We start from the raw sequence: 24,611 nt of genomic DNA, 5'->3' as shown, positions 1-24,611 counted from the left end.
GTAATAAACCGTTTCTTTTAGGGAGCGCGAGCAGATTTTAAGAAGTCAGCGGGACAATAAAATGGAAAAATTGATTTTTAAATTTAAATTCAAAAAAGCATTTACTCTTATCGAGCTTTTGATTGTCGTGGGCATTGTTGTTTTACTTTCAACAGTGGCGGTAATTGCGATAAATCCTGCCAAGCAATTTAAAAAAGCGCATGATGTTCAAAGAAGAATGAACATCAGGACTATTTGGAATGCTACAAATCAGTACGCTACCGACCATAAAGGAGCCGGCCTTCCGGAAGTTGATACTACCCTGAGAATGATAGGGACAGCTACTTCGGGCTGTGATGTTATTTGCGGTACAAAAATCAGCAAAATAAATAATGACCAAGAAAAAAACAGGAATATCGGCAAAATAGGCCGGTATTTTTCTAAAAAAGAATCAACTGTTTATGCCGCCCAGATAGCGCAAAACTTTGACAATCAATCGGAAGTTCCAAATATAATTTCTGCTTCAGTTGAACCGGTTAAGGTTGTGCCCGGAGATATTATGCTGGTAAAAACCGAAATAAAGGATAACTATGGCATAAATTCTGTTATTGCTGACATGGGCGGAATCGAGAAGATTGAATTGGAATTAAAAGAAGGGAACAGTTATCAGGGAACTTGGGAAGCCGAGTGGAAAGTTCGTGATACGGAAAGAAAGGGATATGTTACGACAATAATTGCGGCAAATGTTCTTAATTTATTCTCTAAAAAAGAAATAAATTGGATTGACCCGCCATCCGGCTGGGTTTTGCCAACCGGCTACGAAGACCCCGGAAGCCAGTGGAGCAATGAACCCAATGTTTACGATGGCGATATAGGCACCTACGCCTCAAATAATTATGGTTCATCGGGATGGGGCCAATTCATAGTGGTTACCTTGCCGGGGCCTATAGTTTCTGACCGTGTCCGGATAAACGCTGATTATATGGATTCAGATATAACAGAAGTTGACGTCGATGTTTTTGAAGGTGGAACATGGGTACATGTTTTTCAGGGCGGGAACGAAAATGATTGGAACTGCAAGTGGGTTGAATTATCTTTTGCGAAAAGCGCAACAGTGACAAAGGCAAGATTCAGGTATAATTATAAACGCGGAGGCTTTTATTACTGGCTTTACGAATTTCAGTTTTATGAAACATCATTAACAATTAATCCTCCTGCTTGCGCCACTCAAGATGCTATTTCAGTTGAAGAGAATACGGCTAATTTGCTTGGCCTTGTGATAAACGATGGCGGAGAACCTTGTCAATATAGATTTCAATACGGAAAAACAATAGTTTATGGCAATAATACAGATTGGAAGAGCGGCAAAATAACCGGCGATGGTTTCAATGAATCTATATTTAGCCTTGATAACAGTTCTGAATATCACTTTCAGGCCCAAGTCAAGAATAGCGCAGGTACTGTTGATTGCGGTGATAAAGCATTTACTACCGCTCCGGCATCAACTGGCTGGGTTTTGCCAACCGGATATGCCGACCCGGATAATAAATGGGGAGATGAAACCTATGCTTTTGATGGCTACACCATTACTTATGCCAGGAGTTATCACAATATTGGCGACCCGCAGTGGAGCTCTTTTATTTATTTTACTCATCTTGCGATGGTCTCCAATAAGCTTCGTTTTTCTGCCCGCGGGGGCAGCCAAGTCAGTTCTGTTGATGTCGATGTTTTCAAGGATGGTATATGGGTACATGTTTTTGAAGGCGCATTTAATGATAAGCAGTGGACAGAAGAGAGTTTTAGCGAAGGCGTGGTCAGCCAGGCCCGAATTAGATTTTATGCCACCCTTGCCAATGAAGGTTTTTACTGGCAGCTTTATGAATTTGATTTTCAAAAATTAGTTGAAACAAATGCTGTTTCTTGTTTAGATTTGACCTCTTCTTTGGTGCCTGATTATATATCTTTTATACCTTATGATCCTGTCATGGGCAGTCCGGAAAGGACATATTATGCGATAAAGAAGAGTCCTGGCGGAATAATTATGATTAAATCTTGCAGTCCTGAATCAGGAGAAGAGATTATTGTTCAGTGAACGAACCTTGCTTAGATTAATTTAATCAGCCGGCAAACAGCTTGATTTTTCTGAAGAACAAGCGTAATATGAAAATAGAAGCTGAGAGCCAGGACCCACAAATAGCTACTTCGTTTTCCCTGAAAAATAATCAATAATACTATTTGCAACTCATTGCGGTTAAGAGTTGTTTTTTTATGCCTCAGCCAGCTCAGTATTTATCTTAAACTTGTCGAATTAATAAAAAATTTATGTATCAAAGTCTTCAAAGATTTTTAAATAAAGGAAAGTCTTCAGCGGTCATGCTTCAGAAAACCACAAAAGAAGAATTTTTATCAGAACATAACAGATTGTCTTCTCCGAACATGCAGACTACCATGTCTTTGCTGTCTCGTTTTAGAATAGAGAAAGCAATGCTTTTTAAAAGTGAAAATTGGCCTTTAGATAAACTTCGTCGGCCGTTCATTTTTTGGCTTACTTCTTTAACACCGGAAGAAAAACAAAAAATTAAAAAAGCATAGCTAGATAGAAAATATAAAAATTAAAATAATAAGGAGAATTTTATTATGAAAAATCATAAAAATAAAAATTATGGCAGACGAGCAAGGCTTCACAGAAAATTTAAATTAAAGCATCGTTAAAGATTGCAACCGTATAAGTTCTGATATTTGTTCTTCGTTAAATCTACGGACGCGTAAACTTTACATAACAACAAACCAAACAAAAATCGCCCTGAGCCCTTCGGTCCTGATAATTCAGAGTCGGAGGATTTATCGAAGGGCGGTTTTTTGTTATGATATTGTTAATTAATTAAAATCGCTAAAATGGTTGAAGAAGAAAGTCGGCAGCCAAAAAATTTTTTGAATTTTGATTTTTTCCTCGGTTTCCTTTTGGTTGGAACTCTGCTTTTTCATTTACTTAAAATTTCTTTATTCTGGAATGAATCAGTTTTGGTTACTATTTCTATTATTGCCACTTCAACGGTTTTTTTCAGCGCCATTAAATCTTTAAAAAATAGAAAGATTTCCATTGATTTATTGGCAAGCGTCGCCTTGTTCGTTTCTTTATTTGAAAAGGAATGGCTGGCTGTTATTTTTATAAACCTAATGATTGTTTCGGCAAGAATTTTTATTGACTATGTCAAGATTAAATCACATTCCGCCTTGCAGGGTTTAATGAAGCTTAAGCCAAAAAAAGCGAGGATAATAAAGGATGGAAAAACAACGGAAATTCCGCTGGGAGACGTGAGAAAAGGGAATAGTATTGTTGTCAAATTGGGAGAGATGATTCCGGTTGATGGCATAATTGAAAAAGGCGAAGCTACAATTGATCAGTCTTCTTTAACAGGGGAATCGCTTCCGGTTTTTAAAAAAGAAGGAGATAGGATTTTAAGTTTTACCACAATTATTGCCGGTCATTTGATTATTAAGACAGAAAAAGTTGGTAATGAAACGACTTTTGAGAAAATCGTTGCCTTGGTTGAGCAATCCCAAGTGAATAAGGCGCCGATTTATACCTTAATTGACAAATTTGCTAAGTGGTATATTTTCTTTACTTTCACCGGCTCTCTCTTGGTTTATTTATTTTCAAGAGATATGAATTTAGTTGCAGGAGTTCTCTTGGTGAGTTGCGCTGATGATATTGCCATAGCCACGCCGTTAGCATTGATGTCGGCCATTATTCACAGTGCCAAACACGGTGCGATTATTAAGGGCGGAAACTACCTTGAGGGACTGGCAAAAATAAAAATGATAATTTTTGACAAAACCGGCACTTTAACGCAAGGAAAATTGAAAGTCGAGGAAATATTTTGTTTTAATCAAAAGACCAAAGACGAAGTTTTAAAATTAGCTGCCATTCCTTCTTCATGTTCTAGTCATCCCATCGCGAAAACCATTGTTAATTATGCAAAAGAGAAAAATTTTTCCATCGATGAATCGGAAAATTTTGAAGAATATGGAGGAAAGGGCATGTCATCCGTTTATAAAAGCAAGCAAATTGCGATAGGCAAGCCATCGTTTTTAAAAGATTTGGGAATTAAAATAACGTTAGAACAGCATTCTGAGGTAAAAAAAGCAACACTAAAAAAATTGAACGTTACTCTTGTTGCGTATGATAGAAAATTGGTTGGGTTTATAGCTTTGGTTGATGAATTACGGCCTAGGGCAAAAGACACAATGGAAGAATTGAGAAAATTAGGCATAGAAAAAACCGTGATGCTTACGGGTGATAACGAGCACATTGCTCAAAAAGTGGCCGAGGAAATAGGAATTGATATTTTTCATGCCAATCTTTTACCGAAGGATAAGCTGGAATATTATAAGAAATACTCAAATAAAAAATATAAAGTGGCAATGGTTGGCGACGGAGTTAATGATGCGCCTGTTTTAGCCTTGGCTGATATTGGAATCGCTATGGGCGCCATAGGTTCCGATTCAGCCATAGAGGCCGCTGATATTGCAATGATGAAAGATGATATCTCTCAAATCCCGGAATTAATAAAGATCGGACGCGCCACGATAAAGGTTATCCGCCAAAATCTATTATTATGGGGGATATTGAATATATTAGGTTTTACTCTTGTTTTTTTGCATATTCTTAATCCTCCGGGTGCCGCGGTTTATAATTTCCTTACTGACTTTATCCCAATTTTTAATTCTTTGCGATTATTCAGATAGGAAATTAAAGGAACGGCGGGATTTTATGGTAGAATAAAATAAACGGTCGATTTCTTTAATAATAAATTATTATTATGTTGAAAATAAATAAATTCAAAATTATTTTATTAATTTTTATTTTAGGGCTTACGATAAGCAATACTGTTTTAGCTCAAATAAAAGAAACGTGTACCGTAAACGGTAAAGAGGTGTCTTGCGATGAAATGAATAGTTTTTTAAGTGATGGAGCGAAGGGCTTTTTAGCTTTAGGACTCGGTTTTTTTATAGTGAGTTTGACGGTAGGATTAATTTCTTTTATTTTTTGGTTGATGATGCTAATTCATGCCATTAAAAAGCCGATAGAAAGCAAGCCAGTTTGGATTATTTTAATGATATTTACCGGAATTTTTGGAGCGATTATTTATTACTTTGCAGTAAAAAGAGGATTTGATAAAAAAGTTTCACCCATTTCTCAAGTTTAATAAAATTAAATTTAAAATTTATGGCCGAAAAAAAATGCAAAAAATGTGGCATGCCCATAGAGAAGCCGGAAGATGAATGCTCCTGCGAGGAATGCGTTTGCTTCCATTGCTGTGAATGCGAGTCGGATTGTTCTTGCGGATGTAAAGAAAAATAAAGGCGTTTTTGATATCAAATAAAAAACCTTTAAGAAAAAACTTTGATCAGTTTTTATTTTATAAAAAAATGATTTTTAATTATTTACAAATGTTGCGACCCAAAGATTGGGTTCGTGGATTTTTTTGGATTCCGGTCTTAGCCACTTTTTTAGTTTCTTATTCTTTGAAGGTTGCTTTAATTGTTTCGATGATTTCGTTTTGCACCTTGGCCTATGCCTACATTATAAATAATTATTTTGACGTAGAGATTGATAAAAAACACGAAAGAAAAATAAAAGCGAATAAAAACCCATTGGCCCAAGGTTCCGTAACCGAAAGAGGGACTCTGTTTATTATGATGCTTTTGTTATTTTTTTCTTTTGCCTTAGCCGCTTATATGAATTTAATAGGTTTTATTTTTGTGGTATTGAGCGTTATCACTTCCACTCTTTATTCCATAAAGAAAGTCCGCCTTAAAGAAAAAACCGGAGCTGATATAATTTCTCACGGATTGATGGGCGGGTTTTTTCCCTTTTTAGCCGGAGTAACGCTAGCGGGAGGAATCATTGATTTTTATATTTTATCTGTCGGATTTTTGTTTTTTCTTATAAATTGCAACGCCCTTTTATCCCATCAGGTGATTGATTACGACCAGGATTTGGGCAACACACAAAACACCACAACAAGAATCGGCCGGAAAATGAGTTTTGTTTTTTTGATTTTAATCCAATTTGTTTTTTTATTATGTTTTTTGGTGATGTTGAAACACTTCATTCTTAAATGGTGGATTTATTATCTGTTTATATTTCTTTTGTTTTGGGTTCCTTTTGACTGCGTCAGGAGAGCCAGGAAAGTGTTTAAAATTCAAGTAAAAAATTATTTGCCTTTTCATTTAATCAAAAGTAAGCTTAGATTTTAAAAATAAGCCATTGGGCTGAAACTTTAAAAACCGCCTAGCGTAACGGGCAGTTTTTGTCTTTTTTACCCCGATAAATCGGGATTTCGTCCCGACAGATTGGGGGGACTCAACTTGTTAGTTCGGGAGGGAAAAAGTATAATGGAAAAATATATTTTATAAAAAATGAAAATTTTACCCTCAATTACAACCACAAGATTCTCTCCCCTTTATTCTAATTGGCGGGAAAAAATAACAGAAGCGAAGGAACTTCACTTAAAAGAATTTTGTTTTTTTCCGACCTGTTTGGACAAAAACGAAAGAAAAGAGGCCTACGAATTGCTCAAAAAAATAAGAATTAAAAATATTCCTCTCATTCACTTAAGGGAAGAAGACATGGATTTTAAGGAAATTGAATATTTAATTAATAATTTTAACGCCAAAGCTTTTAATATCCATAGCCAATCAGAGCATCAATCTCATCCATTTATTCATGATTATTCAAAATCAAAATACAGAAAAATTATTTTTATTGAAAATACCCGCAAGCCATTGAATGAAAAAGAAATTAAAAAACTCGGAGGCGTTTGTTTGGATTTTGCTCATTTAGAAAACGACAGATTGTTGGAGAATGAAAAGTTCAATTATAATATAAAAGTAATAGAAAAATGCCATATCGGTTGTAATCACGTGAGCGCTATCTGTAAAACAACTCATCTCGACGGCCAAGGAAAAACCAGGCATGATAGGCATTTTTTGGAAAATTTTTCAGAACTGGATTATCTTAAAAAATATCCGATAAATTATTTTTCTGATTTTACGGCTTTGGAACTGGAAAACAACTTAGAAGAACAGCTTGAAATGATAGATTATATAAATAATTTATTGAAAAAATAAACTTATTTATGATTAAAAAAATATTATTAGTTTTGATGTTTTTGATTGTAACCTGCGGTTTTTTATTTTTAGCAGTTTGGCGGGGTATTTTTTTGCCTAATTCATTAAACGAAAAAGAGGTAATTTTCGATATTGAAAAGGGCCAAGGCCTGGAAGAAATCGCTTTAAACCTGGAAAGAGAAAATTTAATTAAAGACGATTTATATTTTAAAATTTACGCTTTATTCAGGGGAACCGCCAAAGACATTAAGGCCGGAGTTTATAAATTAAATCCTTCGCTGACCGTGCCCCAAATTTTAGAAAAAATTGTTAAGGGCCAAACCTTTCAAATAGAAATAACAATACCCGAAGGATTCAACTTGAAACAAATAGAAGAAGTGTTAAGCGAAAAACTGGAAAGAACTATGTCTTTAAAATTTTCAGTCAAAGAATTTAAAGATAGTTTTGATTTTTTATCCGAGATTCCCGAAGAAGAATCCTTGGAAGGTTTTTTGTTTCCCGACACTTATTTATTGAATCCAATGGTTAATGACAAGGAAATAGCTGAAATTTTTTTAAAAAACTTTGATAAAAAATTTACCCGAGATTTTAAAGAAAAAATCGAAACGCAGCAAAAAAATATTTTTGAAATAATTACCATGGCTTCTTTGTTGGAGAAAGAAGTAAAAACCGAGGAAGAAAAGGAAATAGTGTCGGGTATTTTATGGAAAAGAATAAAAATCAACATGCCCCTTCAGGTTGACGCCGCTATCGCCTATATCAAAAATACAAAAACTGGCAAAGTTTCATATGAAGAAATTAAAATAGATTCTCCCTACAATACTTATAAATACGCCGGATTGCCAAAGGGTCCAATTTGCAATCCCGGACTGGAAAGCATAAGAGCGGCTTTAAATCCCAAGGAAAGCGATTATTGGTATTATCTTTCTACTCCTGACGGTCAAACTATTTTCAGCCGTACCCTTGAAGAACATAATATTGCCAAAGCAAAATATTTGATATAATTATATAAACTAATAATTTGCTCTTATTGAAATTCAATAATAAATAAGAGTTTTATCAAAATGGACCAATCTATCAACGTTTCTAATCAACCCAATAAAATTAAATTTATTTTAAAATCGAAACCCATCATTCCTTTAATTTTAATACTGGGGCTCGCAGCCCTCGGTTTTTATTTTGGAGAAAAATTTTATACCAAACAAATGCCTAAACCTCCTTTTATTTCCGGCTATCGTTTGGTTAACGAAAAAATTTCCAAATCAGCTCCTATTTCAATTTATCTTCCTTATTCGATAGATAAAAATTTAGCCCAGAAAAATACAAAATTCGACCCTGAAATAGAAGGTGAATGGTTGAGTTCTGATAATGAAAAAGAAATTGTTTTTAAACCAAAAAAACAATTAGATGTTAATCATTATTATTCCATTGAATTAACTTTAAGCGAATCGGAATCTCGAGCCATAAAATCAGATTTTTTAGCCGATGAAGATCCTCAAATTGTAGCTGTTTTTCCTGCCAATAATTCGGAAGCTCCCGAACAAAGCGAAATTACCATAGTTTTTAACCGGCCTATGGTTCCTTTAACTACTTTGGGATATTTGGAGGGCAAAGATGTTCCAATAGAAATAACTCCCGCGACCAAGGGCCGTTTTAAATGGATAAGCACAAGAAATTTGCAATTTATTCCGGAAGAAAGATTGACAAGATCTTCCAATTATAAAGTAACGATAAAACCCGAGATGGTTTCAATGGATGGATTGTCTTTGGCGGGCAAGGAAAATAATTTTGTAACCAGGAAACTGAGATACCTGAACTTAACAGGAGGAAATGTTGTTTATAATCAACCCATCTCGATTCATTTTAATCAACCGGTCGATCTGGAGAAAATAAAAAATGAAATATCCCTTAAGAATTTAAATACAAATCAAGAAATACCTTTTATTGTTGAGTACGCTCCCGGATCTTCAGACAACAATAATTCCAATAATAATTTACAAGTTAAAAATCAGGGGTTTGAAGCCCTGGGAAACTTTGTTGCCGGCCTAATTTCCAAGATAGAAAAAATCAGTTATTTGGGCGAAAAGAAAGAAGAAACAAAAAAAGATCTTTCAACTATTCAGATTTATAATAAATTCGATATTTTCGGTCGGGAAAAATTTTGGGATTTCAAAAATAATTATCAGCTGAGAATTAATAAAGCTTATCCTGCAGAAGGGGATATTATTTTAAACGAGAATCGCGTGACTGCGTTTAATATTAGCGATGTTATTGCCGGCATTTCTGCCGAATCAAAAAGAACAAGATACGCTAGTCCAGATTTTTTTGACCCCGAAGGCAAATTATGGGTCAGTTTTTATGAAGAAATCGATAAAGACAAAACCGTCATTTCCGTTCCGAAATTAAAAGAAATTGGCTATGGGGAAAAATGCAAAGATGGGAATAATTATTCTAATGATTGCGAGAAGGTTCCGGATAAAAAAAGAATTTATTTGATTTTTAATTCCAATGAAATTTCCAAGGAAGAGACATTGAACATTAATTTTCAAAAAATAACTAATGTTAATGGCCTGGTAATCAATAAAGACCCGATTTTTTCATCAATTAAGTCCTATCCCGATTTTAAAATTTTAAAAACATCCTCCGCGAATAATGATGGGTCAGCTTCTTTAACCGGACTTGTTTTTTGTACTAACGTTCCGATTTTACCACCATTAAAAGAAGATTATGATAAATATTTCAAATCCAACTTAGATTACGAATTAAAAAGCTGGAGTGATTCATGGAAAATAGAGGGTTATTATATTTATAAAGAAGAGCCTTGCAGGGAAGGAGAATTTCATACCCAGATTAGTTACGGATTAATGCCTCTTTCCGATTATTTTTTAGAGATTAATTTAGAAGATGTTTTCGGCCAAAAAATTAATCAGACCTTCGCCTTTAAAACAGGTTCTATGCCGGACGAGCACTTAGCTTTTTATCATCTTCAAAGAGATTATAATGTTACTTCACTTTCAAAAACAAAATTGACCTATGCGGCTGAAAACATGGATTATATTAATCTGGAGATTTGCAAACTAAAGCCCCTTAATCTTCTTAATCTTTTAGAAAACAGGTTGTCATGGTTTCAATCGGTCCCGAGCTATAATTGCGAGAAGATAGTCCAAGACACCATTGAATTGCCAAAGAAATATTGGATTAAAAATTATTTTCAAGTCGACCTTAAAGATTATTTTAACGAATCTTTTGGCCATTATATCTTAACTTTTTCTAATCCCAATTATAAATATCGTTATTGGGACAGCAATACTGATTCAGAAATTTACAAAAAAGTTTACGAAAAAACTTATTTAACCATAACTAATTTAGCTGTGGCTGAAAAGAAAATAATGCCGGAGTATTCAAGTTATGGATTGAACAAACCGCTTAACGAAGAACAGCTTAGCCAGATAAATAATCTTTATTGGGTAACGGAAATTTCTAGTTTGGAACCGGTTTTTGGGGCTAAAATCGACCTTTATCAGCAAACAGCGGAAGGGGCTAATTTTAAATTTAACAGCAGTTATTTTACCGACCAGCAAGGAGTATCTCTTACTAAAACTTTCGCTAATTTAAATGGAGCAGTTGTTACAAAAGACCAAGACAGCACGATTATTCCTTCTTATCAGAGTAATTTGCAATGGGCTAGCGAATTATTTACTTCAGAAAAATTCTATATTTATACCGACAAACCCATTTATCGTCCTGACCAGAAAGTTTTCATAAAAGGAATTTATCGTATAGGTTATGATGGAAATTATGAAATTTATCAGGATAAAAAAATTAAATTTAAAATTTTTAATCCGAGAAATGATGAAGTTTTGAGCCAGGATTTGAATATCAATGATTTTGGCACTTTTGATACCGATTATATGCTTCCCCTGAATTCTCCCTTGGGAAACTATCGCGTTTGCATCAATGAAAGTGACCACTGTGTTTATGATATTTATTTTGATGTTGAAGAGTATGTGCCGGCGGCTTTCGAGGTGAGTGTAAAAAGCGATAAAGAAGAATATATTTCTAAGGACAAGGCAAACCTAGAAGTGAATGCGAAATATTATTTTGGCGTACCCTTAGAAGGAGGAGAGGTGGAATATACAATTGCCAGCCAAAATTATTATTTCGACAGATATGCCAAAGAGTACTTTAATTTTAATTCCTATCGTTATAATTGGTACTACGAGCCTTATTATTACGGAGACAGGTTTATTTTAAGAGGAAAAGCTTCTCTTGATTCTCAGGGCAAAGCCACTATAGTTCAACCGTTAGATTTCGAGAGCTTATTTAAAGATGAAACTCAGAGAAAAAGTAAAATTATTGTTTTCGACCTTACGGTTAAAAACAATCAGGGCCAAAGCATTTCGGCTCAAAAATCCATTATTGTCCATGCCGGAGAATTTTATCTCGGGTTAAAAACCGATAAATCATTTCTCGGCAAAAATGAAAAATTTAACGTTAAAATAAAAACAGTCGATACTCAGGGAAAAGAAGTTAAAAAAGATAATATAACGCTCGGCCTTTACAAAACCGATTGGGTCTACTCAAAAAGACAAGAAGCCGGTGGAGGATACGGTTATCAATGGGAAGAGAAGAGAGATTTGGTTAAAGAATATTATTTAGATACCGACAACAACGGAAATTATTCCAAGGAGCTTCAGATTGAAAAGGAAGGCGAATATCAATTAGAGGTGAAAGCAAGAGATAAAAAAAATAATTTAATTTTTAGCAGTTATAATCTTTATGTTTATGGCGAGGGAACGGTCAATATTAAACCGACCCAAGATACTCAATTAGAATTAGAGTCAGATAAATCCGATCTTAATGTCGGAGAGCAGGGAAGCTTAATAATCAAGTCTCCTTATCAAAAATCCAAAGCATTAATTGCCATTGAAAGAGGAAAAATTTTCGAATATCAGATAAAAGAAATTCAGGGTAATCTTTATAATTATAATTTTTCGGTCAAAGAAGAATATTTGCCTAATGTTTTCGTTTCGGTTTTATTGCAATCCAATCAACCAGAAATAAAATTCGGAAAATTTGAATTTAAAGTCAACACGAAACAAAAAGAATTAACCATTGAAGTTAATTCCAATAAGAAAAATTATTTGCCGGGAGAGGATGTAACTCTTGATATTTTGGCAAAAGATTTTCAAGGGAATCCCGTTTCCAGCGAATTATCGGTAGCGGTAACCGACCTGAGCGTACTCGCCCTTAAGGGCAATCCTAAAAAAAATCCCATTGCTTTTTTTTATGACGGTTTTCCCTTGACCGTCATAACAAGCTCCAATCTTAAAAATATTCTTACTGAAATAGACCTTCCCAGCACTAAAGGAGGAGGTGGAGCCCCTGAGGCTAGTTTAGCAGTAAAAAAGAGGGGCATTTTCAAGGAAACCGCTTTTTGGGAAGCCACAATAACAACGGACAAAGAAGGCAAGGCTCAGGTAAAATTCACTCTTCCGGACAATTTAACGACTTGGCAAGTGGAGGCTCTGGGTTTGACGAAAGATACGAAGCTCGGAATTGACTATCAAGAATTTATAAGCCGTAAAGAATTAATGGTTGTTCCTTTAAAACCAAGATTTATAGTTCCCGGAGATGATTTTTATATAGGCGCCCAAATTTTTAATCAGAGCCAAGAAAAACAAAACTTAAAAGTTACTTTCGAAAGCTTGACTTTATCATTGATGGAAGAACAAGGATTGAAAGAAATTAAAATTGACCCGGGCAAGAGTGAAACTGTTTATTTTAAAGTTAAGGCAGGCAGTCAATTCGACGAAGGGCAGCATATATTTGTTCTTTCAGCTAAAAGCAATAACCTGGAAGATACGGTTGAGCAATCGATAAAAATTGTTCGCAACGATACCTATGAAGTGACCGCTACCTCCAATTATACCGCCAGTAAATCCACCCAAGAATACGTTTTTTTACCGGATAATATCATAAAAGATAAAGGCAAGATTTCAATAAGAAGTTCCGCCACTTTAGCCGTTTTTCTTTCCGATGCTTTAAATTATCTCTTAGGATTTCCTTACGGTTGCTCAGAACAAATTGCCAGCAAATTAGATTCAATCGCAATTATTAAAAAGGGGTTGAATTTGCCTAATTTTGATAAGAAATTCCAATTAGAAAAAATCAAATATGACGACAAAGAATATACCCTTGAAGAAGCGGTAGACATGGGATTATCAAAGCTTTACAATAATCAGAAATCTAACGGCGGATTTTCTTTTTGGACCAATGGCAATTCAGATTTTTATCTTACCTTGCACGTAGCGGATACCTTGCAAGATCTCGCTTCGGCTGATTTTAAGATTAATCAAAATAGCCTAGATAAAACGTTGAATTATCTTAAAAACGAAATTAGAAAAAAGTTTTATTCAGAAGATGAAAATAGTTATAGAAACAGAGTTATTATCACTTATTATACTTTATCAAGGTCGCCGAATTTTAAGGATGACGGTTTTTTTAAAAATCAAATAACCGGCATAATAAAAGATGATTTATTTATTAACGAACAGATAAGCAATACAAGTCTGGCTTATTTAGCCATTTCTTTAACCAAAGGATTTGACAAAGACTTGAAAGACAAAGTCTTTAACACTCTAAGCAATAAAATTGATATTGATTCCCGGGGCGCTTTCCTGAAAAGCGGAAAAAGTTTTCTCTGGCGATATTATGAAACTCCCACTAAAAACACAGCTCTCTATTTGAAAGCTTTGGTGGCCGACAATAACAATAGCCCCGTTATGGACAAAATTTTAAGATGGATTTTGAATTCCAGGCAAAAAGACGGCGCTTGGGGGTCAACCAACAATACGGTTACGGTAATAGACGCTTTGACTGATTTTCTCCAATGGAAAAGAGAAACCGAATCAAATTTTACTCTTGAATTGTTGATTAACGACCAAAAAATAAACAATTTTGAATTTAAGCCAGATACAATTTTAGACCAATTAAAAGACGAAAAGCCGCTTAAAGATTTGAAATTTAATGAAATCAATGCGATATCTTTTTTAAAAACCAATAATAACGATTTATCCAACAATCTTTATTACGATATTTATCTGAAATATTATTTACCCGCCGACCAGATCGCTCCCAGAGACGAGGGATTCAGCATTGAAAGAGAATTCTACGAGGCAGATGATAAAGAAAATGAAAATCCTTTGGCTTCTGCCAAGGTAGGAGATGTGTTGAGGGTCAGACTGAAGATAATCGTTCCGGAAGTAAGAAATTTTGTGGCTATCGAAGATTTTATCCCGGCAGGAATGGAAATTGTTAATTTGGACTTGGCTACCGAGCAGAAATCTCTTTTGCTTCAAGAAAAAGAATTGCAAGGCCGGGAACTTTACCCAACTTTTAAAGAAATTCACGATGACAGGGCTTTTATTTTTTCAGAATCTCTTTATCCCGGAGTTTATGAATTTGATTATTATGTTCGGGCATTAATCAAGGGAAAATTTACTCATTTACCGGCAGTTGTTTCCGAGATGTACTTTCCGGAGAATTTTGGAAGAACAGCCGGCAGTTATTTTGAGATAAATTAAGTTTTTTTCGTCAAATTATATAGAGTTCAGTAAAATATATACGCTTTCTTTTTCATTCTTGGAGTTCTCCGCGCTTATTTGATATAAGCCGGATTTTTGAGGGGAGAAAAGAGCGTTTTGATTTTCTTCTAGAAATTCGTTGTTTATGGACCATTTCACCTTTTCTTTGGCTTTCAGAAATATTTTAGTATTTTCTTCCAAAAGAAAAACGTCACCATTGTGAGGAGAGAGGACTATTGAAAAATCTTTTTCTTTTAAAATTAATCGATTAGCATCGTAATCGTCTGTTGCTAGGCCGTATTCAATATTGTTTTCTTGATTACGAAACTCCTTTAATAAACCGAAATTAAAAGGAGTTTTTTCGTTATATTCGGAGTTTAAAAGCAAATCCATTATTTGAGACCAGACTCTCCCGGCTCCCATCTGGCCGGAAACTTCGTCCATTGGCGAATTATCGGCGTTTCCCAACCATACCCCCACTAAAAAATCAGGAGTAAAACCAATTACCCAGCTGTCCCGGAAATCTCTGGAAGTGCCGGTTTTTAAAGCGTAATTTTCTTGAAAAAGATTTAACCAGCTTTTCATGCCGAATTGTTCAATACTGGTTTTTCTGTCATTTAAGATTTTATTTATTAACTGAACGTATTTTTCTTGGGCTATATTTTTTTCAGAAGATTCGCTGTTTCTAAAAATTTTAAGGTCTTTTAATATTCCTTTGTTCGGGAAAATAGTAAAATATCTGGACAGATCGAACAAATTCATTTCCAGGGCCCCTAAGGCGATTCCCAATTGATAATTATTCAGGTTTTGGATGGGTTTAAATTCCAAATCTTTTTCCAAAAAATTATAAAAATTTTCCAAACCTACGTATTCCAATACTTTAACCGAAGGGACGTTTAAACTGTTGGATAAGGCATAATGGAGGCTGACTTCCCCCCGGTATTTATAATCAAAGTTTTTGGGATAAAGAGGAAAGCCGAGAGCGGTAATATATTTATATTCTCGGTCGTCAACTAAAGTATAAGGCCTCAAATCTTTTTCAAAAGCTTTCAAGTAAATAAAAGGTTTAATGGTTGAGCCGATAGGTCTCGGTTCCTGCAGCATGTTTATTTGGGAGGCTTCGTTAAAAGAGTTAGGGTCGGTTGAGCCGATTAATGCCAGTATTTCGTTTTCCGGAAGTTTTATTATTATAACGGCTCCCTGGTTTACATTTTTTAATTTTAGTTCTTCGATATTTCTTTCTAAAATATTCCTTGTTTTTTCAGTCAGATCGAGATCTATCGTTAATTGGTTATTATTTTTTTCATTATTAATAAAGGATTTGATTTCAAAATAAGCGCTATTAAAACGGGAATAATTATTCATATTTTTTTCCACATTTTTATAGTTCGTAAAAATTAAATTTTTTTCATCAAAGTTTAATTTTTTTGCTAAAGCCAAGGCCGCTTCATTATTTTTTAATTGAGCCGGATTGTTTTGGGTCGGACTGTTTATCGTTGACAGAAGTTGCAATATTTGTTCATCGCTTAGTAAATCGGGGTCGGTATTAAAATAAAGCCGGCTGGCTTCTTTTAATCCTTGGGCTTGATTTCCAAAGTAAACGGAGTTGACATACATTTTCAAAATAGTTTCTTTGCTTTGATATGCTTCCAAGTTTAAAACATACAAAGATTCAATGATTTTGTTCTTTAAGCTTCTTTTAAATTCATTTTTTAATAATATTTTTACCAATTGCTGGGTTAGCGTGCTGGAACCTTTGCGATCTCCGATTCCTACGTAATGCAATAAGGCTTGAGAGATGCTCCAAGGATTAAACCCAAGGTGATAATAAAAATATTTGTCTTCTTTTTTCAACAAAAGCTCCTTAAACCTGTCAGGAACTTCATTCATATATATTGACCAGTATTTTTTTTGATTAGGAATGATAAAAATTTCTTTCTCTTTTCTGTCTTTTATAATTATTGATTCTTGATTTTGACAGATGTCGACTAAATTTTTTTGCAGATTGAAACCTAAAATTAAAAAAATAAAGATAAAAGAAATTATAAGCATTCCTATAAGTTTTCTTTTTTTGGTTAAGAATTTCATATCCATGCCTTAAAACATTTTATCATTCGTAACTGTTAAATAAAACATTAAAGACAAAAAAGATTTTTTATGGTATAATTTTATAAAGAAATTTAAAATAGGAACATAAAATAAAAAATGTTTTCCATCAATATTTTAAAAATATGAAAAAAATAATTTTAATTGCAATAATTTTATTTATTTGTGTCGGAGTCGGTATTATTTTATTAAAAAATTCCGGGAAATATTCAGAGAGCGCAAAAAGGGTAATTGAAAATAAGATGATGTCGAGCAAAGAAAAAGCCTGTCTTAATTCGGGCGGAAAGGTGAGTTTTTTTTCTTGTTGTAAATCAACCGGCGATTTTCCCGACTTGTGCACTATTGGTGCTTGCGGTTGTTCATTGGAAAACAGTCACGAAATTAAAATTTGCGAATGTGAACCCGAAAAATGTTTTAACGGCGAAAAATGTTTAATGTTTGAAGCGCCTCAACTCCCGGGGATAGATCAAACTATTTAATAAGTTTAAAAATTTAAAAGTCCGGCCAAGACATTCAGCCGGGCTTTGTGTTAGAATATTTATAATATTAATCATATGAACATTTTATTTATTGTTTCTATTAGCTTATCTTTTTTGTTTTTAATTTTATTTTTTATTACGATTCTTTTTTTAAGGGCTCTTATCCCTTTTTTATTTTGGGGAGCGCTCTATGCCCCGACTAAAGAAGAAAAAGTTAAAAAAATGATTGAACTTTTGAATATAAAAAAAGGAGAGAAAGCCTTGGATATTGGAGCCGGAGACGGAAGATTGGTTATTGCCTTAGCTAGTGCCGGAGCCTTAGCTACGGGATTTGAAATAAGTCCCTTTTTGGTAAAATTAGCTCAAAAAAATATCAAAAAAGCCGGACTTGAAGGCAAAGCTTTTGTTTATCGCAAGAATTTTTGGAAAGAAGATTTTTCCCAATACGACGCAGTAACGGTTTACGGTATAGGTTATATTATGAAGAGTTTGGAAAAAAAATTAAAAAAAGAACTTAAACAAGAAGCAAGGATTGTTTCAAATAATTTTCATTTTCCAACCTGGGAACCGATAAAAAAAGAAAATAATATTTTTCTGTACAAAAAGGTTTGAATTTAAATAAAATAAGTTTGACAAAAATTTAATTTGAGAATAAATTCTATCTGGAGGAGAACAGATGTTAAATGAAACAGAACCTCATAAGCATAGTACTTTAAAAAAAACACCCCAACACGGCGAGATTATCTGGGAGAAACAAATACCAGCAGACAAAGACAAAATGGAAATATGTCCCAATTGTAAAAAGTCAGGCACCTTAAAAAGAACATCTCAATATAGCGAGATGGACCCGTTGATTTTTTGCACAAATTGCAAGTACGTTTTTTGCGCCAGCATACAATAGGAGGGATAGTTTGAAAAAAAGAAAGAAAATCAAAAAAACAAAACTTGAAGCTCTTCGCAAGCTTTTAGAAGATCCGGACGTTCGGGAAATGATAAAAAAAACCGATAGTTTCGGCGGTCATCTTGTAAACGGGGATAAACAATGCACAATATGAGGCAAAATTGCCTCTTTTTTGTTTTATTTGAATTTGCTAAAATAATTATAATATATAGAAAAGGTCGATTTTTTATTAACAAAAAAAGAATCAAAATCACAATTTTTATGATTTCAAAAAGAACATTTTCAATTTTCGTAGCTTGTTCAGTTGTCGTTATCTTGGGTTTGACTTTCTCCTATATTTTCACTCAGCAGGAAATCGCAGAACTTTTAAAGGGCGAAACCCAACCGATTCAATGGATTAAAGAAAAAGAAATTTCTGTTATTCCGGCCACCGGAAATGTAGACGACACTATTAATGCCCTATTAAAAGAAATGGACGATGAAAATTTAGCGACAAAGGATTTGGAAGGGGACGCCAGTTTGATAGATTCCGACAGCCAGGAAGTTGATGATTTTGGTCAATCTATCAATGAAAATGACTTCTAAAAAAATATTAATGATTTTGTTGGTCGGCGTTATTTTATTTCCAACAATGATTTTAGCCCAAAACGCCAATCAATCGGCGGAACAAAAATTAAAAAATTTTTGTTCCCAAATTCTCTCGCTTACTTCAAAGATTGACCAAAAAATTACAGGCATTGGGGATAAACTTGGAGTTAAACGCGTCGAGATATCAAATAAGCTCGAGGAGAGGAGGGACAATCGAGAAATGAAATTGGAGCAAGTCCGGGATAAATGGGACGTTAACCGGGAGGAACATTTTGTAAAATTGGAAGAAAAAGCCAAAACTGAAGAACAAAAACAAGCGGTTATAAATTTTAAGAAAGCGGTAAACGACGCGATTTCAACCAGAAGGTTAGCGATAGACCTGGCAATCCAGAATTTTAAAACAGGAGTTGACCAGGCGATTGCTTCAAGAAAAGCATCTATTGATGCCTTGGGAGATAATTACGAAAGCGCGGTAAAAGCTGCGATTACCAAAGCAACAACGGATTGCGCCAGCGGCGTCCTGCCGGCAACCATTCGCCAGAATTTAACCAATGATTTGAAAACAGCTCGCGATAAATTTATAAGCGAAAGAAAGGAGATTGATAAGACAAAAGAGGTGAAAGACCAACTTATTGCTACGAAAAAAGCAGCTTTTGAAAAAGCAATCAGTGATTTCAAAATAGCTATGGAGAAAGCCAAAAGCGATTTTAAAGCTTCTTTTCCTGGCCATGGCACAACAACCGAGGATTAAATAGGTTACTTTATTCAAACAAAAACCCGAGCGGTTCCTCGGGTTTTTGTGTTTTTCCCTCACATAAAGCCATAGACATTTCAGTAGCATGAGGATGCGCTTTGGATAATAGGCGGTTTTGTGACTTGACAAATTAGTGATTTAGGGTAGAAAGATAGAGGAGGTTTAAAACTTGAAAGAAGGAAAAAGCAAAAATGAATCAGCGATAAATGCAGCGATAATAGGAGTTATTCTTTTTTTTGTGGTACTTGGAATAGTTCTTGGCTCTTTTACATTTTATAATTATTACGAAGCATCAGAAAAACCAATATCAATAGAACCGTCTCAAATGGAGAATTATAGCGGTAAAGTTAGGAGAGTGATAATAAAAATAACTCCAATAGAACAACTTCCAGATGAAAGAGAAGATAAGTCAATTTATGCTGGAGAAGTAATCATATGGGATATAAATTATTACCATACTTATAATACCCTAGAAGGAATAAAGGTTATTATAGAAAAACCAGAAATTCTTTTTTTGAATAAGACAACAATGGCGATCGGAGTGGTAATAATAGACCTAAAAGATCAAGGCAAATTAGTTTTGAAAGTTTTAGAAGTATGCGAAACAAAGGACATCGGCGACATCTAAAAATAGAGTCGCTTTTTTATTTATCGCCATTAAAGCGATTTTTTATTTAAATATACAACACCTCCTCAAACTCAAGGGGTAGCAGAGGAGTATCTACAGACTTTTTTGCAATACGGGGAGGCGGTTTGGATAATGAGGCGATTTTTTGGTAGAATAAAAGAACATGAATCAAGAAAAAAAAGGCATTAGTTCTCTTTTTTTCTTTGTGCCTGGGATTATATTATTTGGTATAGGGAGTGCGATAGCCGCTGTTACTGATAATTTCATAATTTTAGGGTTATCCGTCTTAATTTTTATAATTGGTTTAATTAATAAAGACACATGGAAAGATCGCCACCTTAATAACCCTTGGTTTGAAGTATTCTGGGACAGATTAGTTGGAATAGTAATTGGAACAGTAATTATATTTTTTGTTGTATTGGTGCTTAAAATTTTTAAAATAATTTAGCAAAGATTAAAAACAGGTTCTAACCCTTCAATAAGTTCAGGGCAGGCATATTTCCGTAAGCCACCAATAGAGTGGTTTTTTGTTTACACTGAGCTCGTCGAAGTGTTTACACTGAGTTTACCTGCCCTGAGTTGCGTCGAAGGGTCGAAGTGGTAGAATTAAATAATATGAATATAAGAATGATTTTATTTTTTGCTCTCTTCTTTATTGGTTCGTTGTTTACTCTTGCTACTAGAAGTCGGATTCCTGGAGTATTTACACTGCCATACCCCAGACAGAATGATTTCGGACTAATAGGAATTATTATTTTAATTTTATCATTCTTAGTTTTGATTTTATAAAATTCTTTACCAAAAACAGGTTCTAACCCTTCAATAAATTCAGGGCAGGTATATTTCGGCAAGCCACCCATTCGTCGCTACGCTCCTCAGGGCAAGCCAATATAAAAATCGCCAATCAGGCGCCTGCCTGCCGGTAGGCAGGGTTTTTTGTTTACACTGAGTTTATCGAAGTGGTAGAATAAAATAATTATATGAATTTTTCTGGATACACAACAAAAAAAATTGAAGAGATTTTTCAGGAGTTAAAAACTTCTGAGAACGGTCTTTCAGAAAAAGAAGCTCGGAAAAGACTTAAAAAATACGGGTTTAATGAACCTGCCAAGAGAAAAAAGAAGAATGTTTTCATTCAAATTCTTTTAAAGTTTACGAGCCCTCTTGTTATTGCTCTTTTGGTTATTGCAATTATTTCAATTTTTTTAGGAGAAACAATCAGTGCGATTTTAATTTTTTTGATGGCCATAATGAGCGTTTTGCTTTCTTTTTTTCAAGAACATCGGGCAGGAAAAGAAGTAGAAAAGCTTATTGAAATGGTCCGAACAACTGCCACTGTTTATCGAAACAGAAACCCAAAAGAAGTTAGAATTCAGGAACTGGTTCCAGGTGACATAGTTGAGTTATTTGCCGGCGATATGATTCCTGCAGATTTAAGAATTATTTCTTGCAAAGATTTGTTTATTAATCAAGCTTCCTTAACAGGGGAATCATTCCCCGTAGAAAAATTTTCAACTCCAATAACGTCGAAAAATGATTCAATGTCGGAATTGAATAATATTGCTTTTATGGGGTCCAGCGTAGTGAGCGGAGGAGCATTGGGAGTAGTTTTAAAAACGGGCGCTTCTACGCAGTTTGGCGAACTTTCTCAAAAAGTTGCGGGAATCGAAACGGAAACGGGCTTTGAAAAGGGAATACGCAGCTTCACCTTTTTAATGATTCGTTCAACGTTACTTATGGTTTTTTTTATTTTCGCCATTAATGCTTTGCGCAGGGGCGACTTCATAGAGTCGTTGCTTTTTTCCATCGGAGTTGCCGTTGGACTTATGCCCGAAATGTTGCCTATGATGGTCACAATAAACCTTTCAAAGGGCGCTATTGCGATGTCGAAAAAAGAGGTAATTGTCAGGCGATTAGGTTCCATCCAAAACTTCGGCGCAATGGATATACTTTGTACGGATAAAACCGGCACCCTGACCATGAACAAAATAGTTCTAGAGAAGCATTGCGATGTTGCAGGCAAAGAAAGCGAAGACGTCTTAAGGTACGCTTATATTAACAGTTTTTATCAAACAGGGTTAAAAGATCTTTTAGACCAAACGATTTTAAAACACGAAAAAATACTATTAAAGCAATTTAAAAAAATAGACGAAGTGCCTTTTGATTTTTTGAGAAGAATTATGTCCGTAGTCGTGGAGACAGACAGCGAGCGCACGATTATTTCCAAAGGCGCTCCAGAAGAAATATTTAAAAGATGTTCTCACTACGAACTGGACGGTGAAATATTTAAAACAAACAATAAGATTTTTTTAAATTTAAAAAAAGAATATGAAAGCTTAAGTTCGGAAGGTTTTAGAGTTTTAGCCATAGCTTATAAAAAAGTAAATAACAAAAAAGAAATATTTTCAAAAGAAGATGAATCAGATTTAATACTTAAGGGATATGTGGCATTTTTTGACCCGCCAAAACCCAGCGTTAAACCGACAATTCTTGAATTAAAAAAAATAGGAATAGAATTTAAAATTTTAACCGGAGACAATGATTTGGTTACAAAAAAAATATGTAAGGATGTCGGACTTGAAATTAAGGGCTTGGTAACGGGAGACCAAATAGAGAGATTAAGCGATAAAGAAATTCAGGGATTGGTTGAAAATACCACTATCTTTGCCCGTTTATCTCCGTCGCAAAAAGCAAGAATAGTAAGTGCCTTGCGAGAAAATAAACACATAGTGGGTTATTTGGGAGATGGCATGAATGATGCTCCGGCGCTGAAAGCTTCTGACGTGGGAATATCGGTGAACAACGCCGTTGATATTGCTAAAGAATCGGCAGACATAATTCTTCTCCGCAAAAGTCTTACAGTGCTTCGGGAGGGCGTTATAGAGGGGAGAAGGATTTTTGGAAATATTCTTAAATACGTAAAGATGGGCGCAAGTTCAAACTTCGGCAACATGTTAAGTATGACCGGAGGCAGTATGTTTCTGCCTTTTTTACCGATGTTACCGATACAAATTCTTTTAAATAATTTTCTTTATGACATGTCTCAGGTGGCACTCCCTACGGACGAGGTAGATAAAGAATATATAAACAGAGCCCGGCCATGGAACGTAGGTTATATCAAAAAATTTATGTTTATCATCGGACCCATCAGCTCTCTCTATGATTTTCTTACTTGGGGAGTTATGCTGTTCGTTTTTAATGCGTTTTCTTTTCCGGAATTATTCCATACGGGATGGTTCATAGAATCTCTATGTACCCAAACTCTTGTTATTCATATAATACGTACCGGAAAAATTCCTTTTATCGAAAGCAAGCCAAGCAGATTATTATTTTTAAGTTCTATTTTAATAGTGACAATAGGTATAATGATTCCATTTTCTCCTTTGGCTGAATCATTCGGATTCGTAGCCCCGCCTGCCCTATATTTTTTACTATTATTTTTTATGATTGTCACTTATTTATTGTTTGTCCAGGTGGTTAAAAAATGGTTTATTAAAAAATACGGCTATGAATAATGAATGGATTTTTCGGTCGATTTTTAAAAAATAATAAAACCTTGATTTTTCGCTAGCGCTCGAAAATAAGAACAACAAAATATGAATTTAATTCACGTGATAATTTTGGGAATAGTGGAAGGGGTCACTGAATTTCTGCCGATTTCTTCAACCGGGCATTTAATTCTGGCTTCCCGGATTTTGGAATTAAAACAAACTGAATTTTTGAAAAGTTTTGAAATCGCCATTCAGCTGGGAGCGGTTTTATCGATAGTTTTTTTATATTGGAAATCTTTTTTAGTGGAAAGAAAAGTTTTAAAAAGAGTGATTGTCGCCTTTATCCCGACCGGAATTTTAGGATTTGTTTTTTATAAAACCTTTAAAGATTTTTTAATGCAGGACAAGGTTGTTCTTTGGGCGCTTTTTCTGGGCGGTATTTTTTTAATTGTTTTTGAGTTTTTATACAAAGAAAAAAAAGAGGCAAAGCAAAGCATTGCCGAGATTTCTTATTTTCAATCTTTTTTAATCGGCACCTTCCAATCATTCGCCATGATTGCCGGCGTTTCCCGGGCGGCAGCTACCATAATCGGGGGATTGGGCTTGGGTTTAAAAAGAAAAACCATTGTTGAATTTTCTTTTTTATTGGCTGTTCCCACAATACTTGTTGCCACCCTTTTTGATTTATCGAAAAACGCAAGCAATTTTTCTCTCCCTCAGCTTCATTTTTTAATCTTAGGATTCATTACCTCTTTTTTTGTGGCGGCCCTGAGCGTTAAATTTTTGCTTTTTTTCATAAAAAAACATACTTTCATTTCTTTCGGGGTTTACCGCATAATTTTGGCTCTTTTGTTCTGGTTTTTAATTTTAAAAATTTAATCGGCCTTATTATCGGCTCTTGATGCTTCGACCCTTCGATGAACTTCCTTCGATAAACTCAGGACAAGCAGGGCAGGCAAGCT

21 protein-coding genes are annotated in these 24,611 nt (G+C 34.6%); 19 read left to right on the top strand and 2 right to left on the bottom strand.

The window, feature by feature from the left end:
• Window positions 1-61 precede the first annotated feature (61 nt).
• The 9 genes from NTU58_02135 to NTU58_02095 all read left to right on the top strand — a co-directional run bounded on the left by NTU58_02135 (window position 62) and on the right by NTU58_02095 (window position 14,702).
• A complete protein-coding gene (locus NTU58_02135) occupies window positions 62-2,071 on the top strand; it encodes a type II secretion system protein (protein ID MCX6764485.1) in 2,010 nt (669 codons plus the stop codon).
• Window positions 2,072-2,301: 230 nt separating this feature from the next.
• A complete protein-coding gene (locus NTU58_02130; GenBank protein MCX6764484.1) occupies window positions 2,302-2,571 on the top strand; it encodes a hypothetical protein in 270 nt (89 codons plus the stop codon).
• 303 nt (window positions 2,572-2,874) lie between these two features.
• On the top strand, window positions 2,875-4,728 hold the full coding sequence (locus tag NTU58_02125) for a cation-translocating P-type ATPase (protein MCX6764483.1): 1,854 nt from the start codon (window positions 2,875-2,877) through the stop codon (window positions 4,726-4,728).
• Window positions 4,729-4,802: 74 nt separating this feature from the next.
• Window positions 4,803-5,189, top strand: a complete 387-nt coding sequence (locus NTU58_02120; GenBank protein ID MCX6764482.1) for a PLD nuclease N-terminal domain-containing protein — start codon at window positions 4,803-4,805, stop codon at window positions 5,187-5,189.
• A gap of 20 nt (window positions 5,190-5,209) precedes the next feature.
• Window positions 5,210-5,344 carry a hypothetical protein gene (locus NTU58_02115; protein ID MCX6764481.1) on the top strand — a complete coding sequence of 45 codons (135 nt, stop codon included), beginning with the start codon at window positions 5,210-5,212 and terminating at the stop codon, window positions 5,342-5,344.
• A 68-nt stretch (window positions 5,345-5,412) separates the two neighbouring features.
• Window positions 5,413-6,243, top strand: a complete 831-nt coding sequence (locus tag NTU58_02110; protein ID MCX6764480.1) for a UbiA family prenyltransferase — start codon at window positions 5,413-5,415, stop codon at window positions 6,241-6,243.
• Window positions 6,244-6,405: 162 nt separating this feature from the next.
• A complete protein-coding gene (locus tag NTU58_02105; protein ID MCX6764479.1) occupies window positions 6,406-7,116 on the top strand; it encodes a hypothetical protein in 711 nt (236 codons plus the stop codon).
• Between the two features lie 8 nt (window positions 7,117-7,124).
• The gene (mltG, locus tag NTU58_02100) at window positions 7,125-8,120 is read left to right on the top strand and encodes an endolytic transglycosylase MltG (protein ID MCX6764478.1); all 996 of its coding nucleotides are present in this window, start codon (window positions 7,125-7,127) and stop codon (window positions 8,118-8,120) included.
• Between the two features lie 60 nt (window positions 8,121-8,180).
• The gene (locus NTU58_02095; GenBank protein MCX6764477.1) at window positions 8,181-14,702 is read left to right on the top strand and encodes an MG2 domain-containing protein; all 6,522 of its coding nucleotides are present in this window, start codon (window positions 8,181-8,183) and stop codon (window positions 14,700-14,702) included.
• 15 nt (window positions 14,703-14,717) lie between these two features.
• Here the strand turns inward: NTU58_02095 and NTU58_02090 are convergent, their stop codons facing one another.
• Window positions 14,718-16,796, bottom strand: coding sequence for a transglycosylase domain-containing protein (locus tag NTU58_02090; GenBank protein ID MCX6764476.1), 2,079 nt, complete (start codon window positions 16,794-16,796; stop codon window positions 14,718-14,720).
• Window positions 16,797-16,933: 137 nt separating this feature from the next.
• Between NTU58_02090 and NTU58_02085 the strand changes: the two genes are divergently transcribed.
• The 8 genes from NTU58_02085 to NTU58_02050 all read left to right on the top strand — a co-directional run bounded on the left by NTU58_02085 (window position 16,934) and on the right by NTU58_02050 (window position 20,606).
• Complete coding sequence (locus NTU58_02085) at window positions 16,934-17,287, top strand: hypothetical protein (protein MCX6764475.1); 354 nt, start codon at window positions 16,934-16,936, stop codon at window positions 17,285-17,287.
• Window positions 17,288-17,362: 75 nt separating this feature from the next.
• On the top strand, window positions 17,363-17,899 hold the full coding sequence (locus NTU58_02080; protein MCX6764474.1) for a methyltransferase domain-containing protein: 537 nt from the start codon (window positions 17,363-17,365) through the stop codon (window positions 17,897-17,899).
• A 64-nt stretch (window positions 17,900-17,963) separates the two neighbouring features.
• Window positions 17,964-18,188, top strand: a complete 225-nt coding sequence (locus NTU58_02075) for a hypothetical protein (GenBank protein ID MCX6764473.1) — start codon at window positions 17,964-17,966, stop codon at window positions 18,186-18,188.
• 10 nt (window positions 18,189-18,198) lie between these two features.
• A complete protein-coding gene (locus tag NTU58_02070) occupies window positions 18,199-18,342 on the top strand; it encodes a hypothetical protein (GenBank protein ID MCX6764472.1) in 144 nt (47 codons plus the stop codon).
• A 107-nt stretch (window positions 18,343-18,449) separates the two neighbouring features.
• Window positions 18,450-18,773, top strand: coding sequence for a hypothetical protein (locus NTU58_02065; protein MCX6764471.1), 324 nt, complete (start codon window positions 18,450-18,452; stop codon window positions 18,771-18,773).
• Window positions 18,757-19,527, top strand: a complete 771-nt coding sequence (locus tag NTU58_02060) for a hypothetical protein (GenBank protein ID MCX6764470.1) — start codon at window positions 18,757-18,759, stop codon at window positions 19,525-19,527. Before NTU58_02065 ends, NTU58_02060 begins: the two co-directional genes overlap by 17 nt.
• A 172-nt stretch (window positions 19,528-19,699) precedes the next feature.
• Window positions 19,700-20,158: a hypothetical protein gene (locus tag NTU58_02055; protein MCX6764469.1), complete on the top strand. Its 459-nt coding sequence runs from the start codon at window positions 19,700-19,702 to the stop codon at window positions 20,156-20,158.
• Window positions 20,159-20,321: 163 nt separating this feature from the next.
• A complete protein-coding gene (locus tag NTU58_02050) occupies window positions 20,322-20,606 on the top strand; it encodes a hypothetical protein (protein ID MCX6764468.1) in 285 nt (94 codons plus the stop codon).
• A gap of 106 nt (window positions 20,607-20,712) precedes the next feature.
• On the opposite strand, the gene NTU58_02045 is transcribed toward NTU58_02050, so the two are convergent.
• Complete coding sequence (locus NTU58_02045) at window positions 20,713-21,018, bottom strand: hypothetical protein (protein ID MCX6764467.1); 306 nt, start codon at window positions 21,016-21,018, stop codon at window positions 20,713-20,715.
• A 120-nt stretch (window positions 21,019-21,138) separates the two neighbouring features.
• Between NTU58_02045 and mgtA the strand changes: the two genes are divergently transcribed.
• Complete coding sequence (gene mgtA, locus NTU58_02040) at window positions 21,139-23,673, top strand: magnesium-translocating P-type ATPase (GenBank protein ID MCX6764466.1); 2,535 nt, start codon at window positions 21,139-21,141, stop codon at window positions 23,671-23,673.
• An 81-nt stretch (window positions 23,674-23,754) separates the two neighbouring features.
• Window positions 23,755-24,528: an undecaprenyl-diphosphate phosphatase gene (locus tag NTU58_02035; GenBank protein MCX6764465.1), complete on the top strand. Its 774-nt coding sequence runs from the start codon at window positions 23,755-23,757 to the stop codon at window positions 24,526-24,528.
• Window positions 24,529-24,611: the final 83 nt, after the last annotated feature.

It is taken from the genome of Candidatus Nealsonbacteria bacterium (assembly GCA_026396195.1).
In the GTDB taxonomy this organism is placed as follows: Bacteria; Patescibacteriota; Minisyncoccia; order Minisyncoccales; family JAGGXC01; genus JAPLXH01.
The sequence above is the reverse complement of the archived record's forward strand: the minus strand, read 5'-3'. Positions and strand labels throughout refer to the sequence as shown.

Excerpts from the sequence above, each read along its gene's own strand:
- NTU58_02085 (MCX6764475.1), top strand. The coding sequence starts at position 16,934 with ATGAAAAAAATAATTTTAATTGCAATAATTTTATTTATTTGTGTCGGA.
- NTU58_02110 (MCX6764480.1), top strand. The coding sequence starts at position 5,413 with ATGATTTTTAATTATTTACAAATGTTGCGACCCAAAGATTGGGTTCGT.
- mgtA (MCX6764466.1), top strand. The coding sequence starts at position 21,139 with ATGAATTTTTCTGGATACACAACAAAAAAAATTGAAGAGATTTTTCAG.
- NTU58_02095 (MCX6764477.1), top strand. The coding sequence starts at position 8,181 with ATGGACCAATCTATCAACGTTTCTAATCAACCCAATAAAATTAAATTT.
- NTU58_02105 (MCX6764479.1), top strand. The coding sequence starts at position 6,406 with ATGAAAATTTTACCCTCAATTACAACCACAAGATTCTCTCCCCTTTAT.
- NTU58_02130 (MCX6764484.1), top strand. The coding sequence starts at position 2,302 with ATGTATCAAAGTCTTCAAAGATTTTTAAATAAAGGAAAGTCTTCAGCG.
- NTU58_02045 (MCX6764467.1), bottom strand. The coding sequence starts at position 21,018 with ATGGGTGGCTTGCCGAAATATACCTGCCCTGAATTTATTGAAGGGTTA.
- NTU58_02060 (MCX6764470.1), top strand. The coding sequence starts at position 18,757 with ATGAAAATGACTTCTAAAAAAATATTAATGATTTTGTTGGTCGGCGTT.
- NTU58_02035 (MCX6764465.1), top strand. The coding sequence starts at position 23,755 with ATGAATTTAATTCACGTGATAATTTTGGGAATAGTGGAAGGGGTCACT.
- NTU58_02135 (MCX6764485.1), top strand. The coding sequence starts at position 62 with ATGGAAAAATTGATTTTTAAATTTAAATTCAAAAAAGCATTTACTCTT.
- NTU58_02120 (MCX6764482.1), top strand. The coding sequence starts at position 4,803 with ATGTTGAAAATAAATAAATTCAAAATTATTTTATTAATTTTTATTTTA.
- NTU58_02125 (MCX6764483.1), top strand. The coding sequence starts at position 2,875 with ATGGTTGAAGAAGAAAGTCGGCAGCCAAAAAATTTTTTGAATTTTGAT.
- NTU58_02080 (MCX6764474.1), top strand. The coding sequence starts at position 17,363 with ATGAACATTTTATTTATTGTTTCTATTAGCTTATCTTTTTTGTTTTTA.
- mltG (MCX6764478.1), top strand. The coding sequence starts at position 7,125 with ATGATTAAAAAAATATTATTAGTTTTGATGTTTTTGATTGTAACCTGC.
- NTU58_02075 (MCX6764473.1), top strand. The coding sequence starts at position 17,964 with ATGTTAAATGAAACAGAACCTCATAAGCATAGTACTTTAAAAAAAACA.
- NTU58_02065 (MCX6764471.1), top strand. The coding sequence starts at position 18,450 with ATGATTTCAAAAAGAACATTTTCAATTTTCGTAGCTTGTTCAGTTGTC.
- NTU58_02115 (MCX6764481.1), top strand. The coding sequence starts at position 5,210 with ATGGCCGAAAAAAAATGCAAAAAATGTGGCATGCCCATAGAGAAGCCG.
- NTU58_02090 (MCX6764476.1), bottom strand. The coding sequence starts at position 16,796 with ATGGATATGAAATTCTTAACCAAAAAAAGAAAACTTATAGGAATGCTT.
- NTU58_02050 (MCX6764468.1), top strand. The coding sequence starts at position 20,322 with ATGAATCAAGAAAAAAAAGGCATTAGTTCTCTTTTTTTCTTTGTGCCT.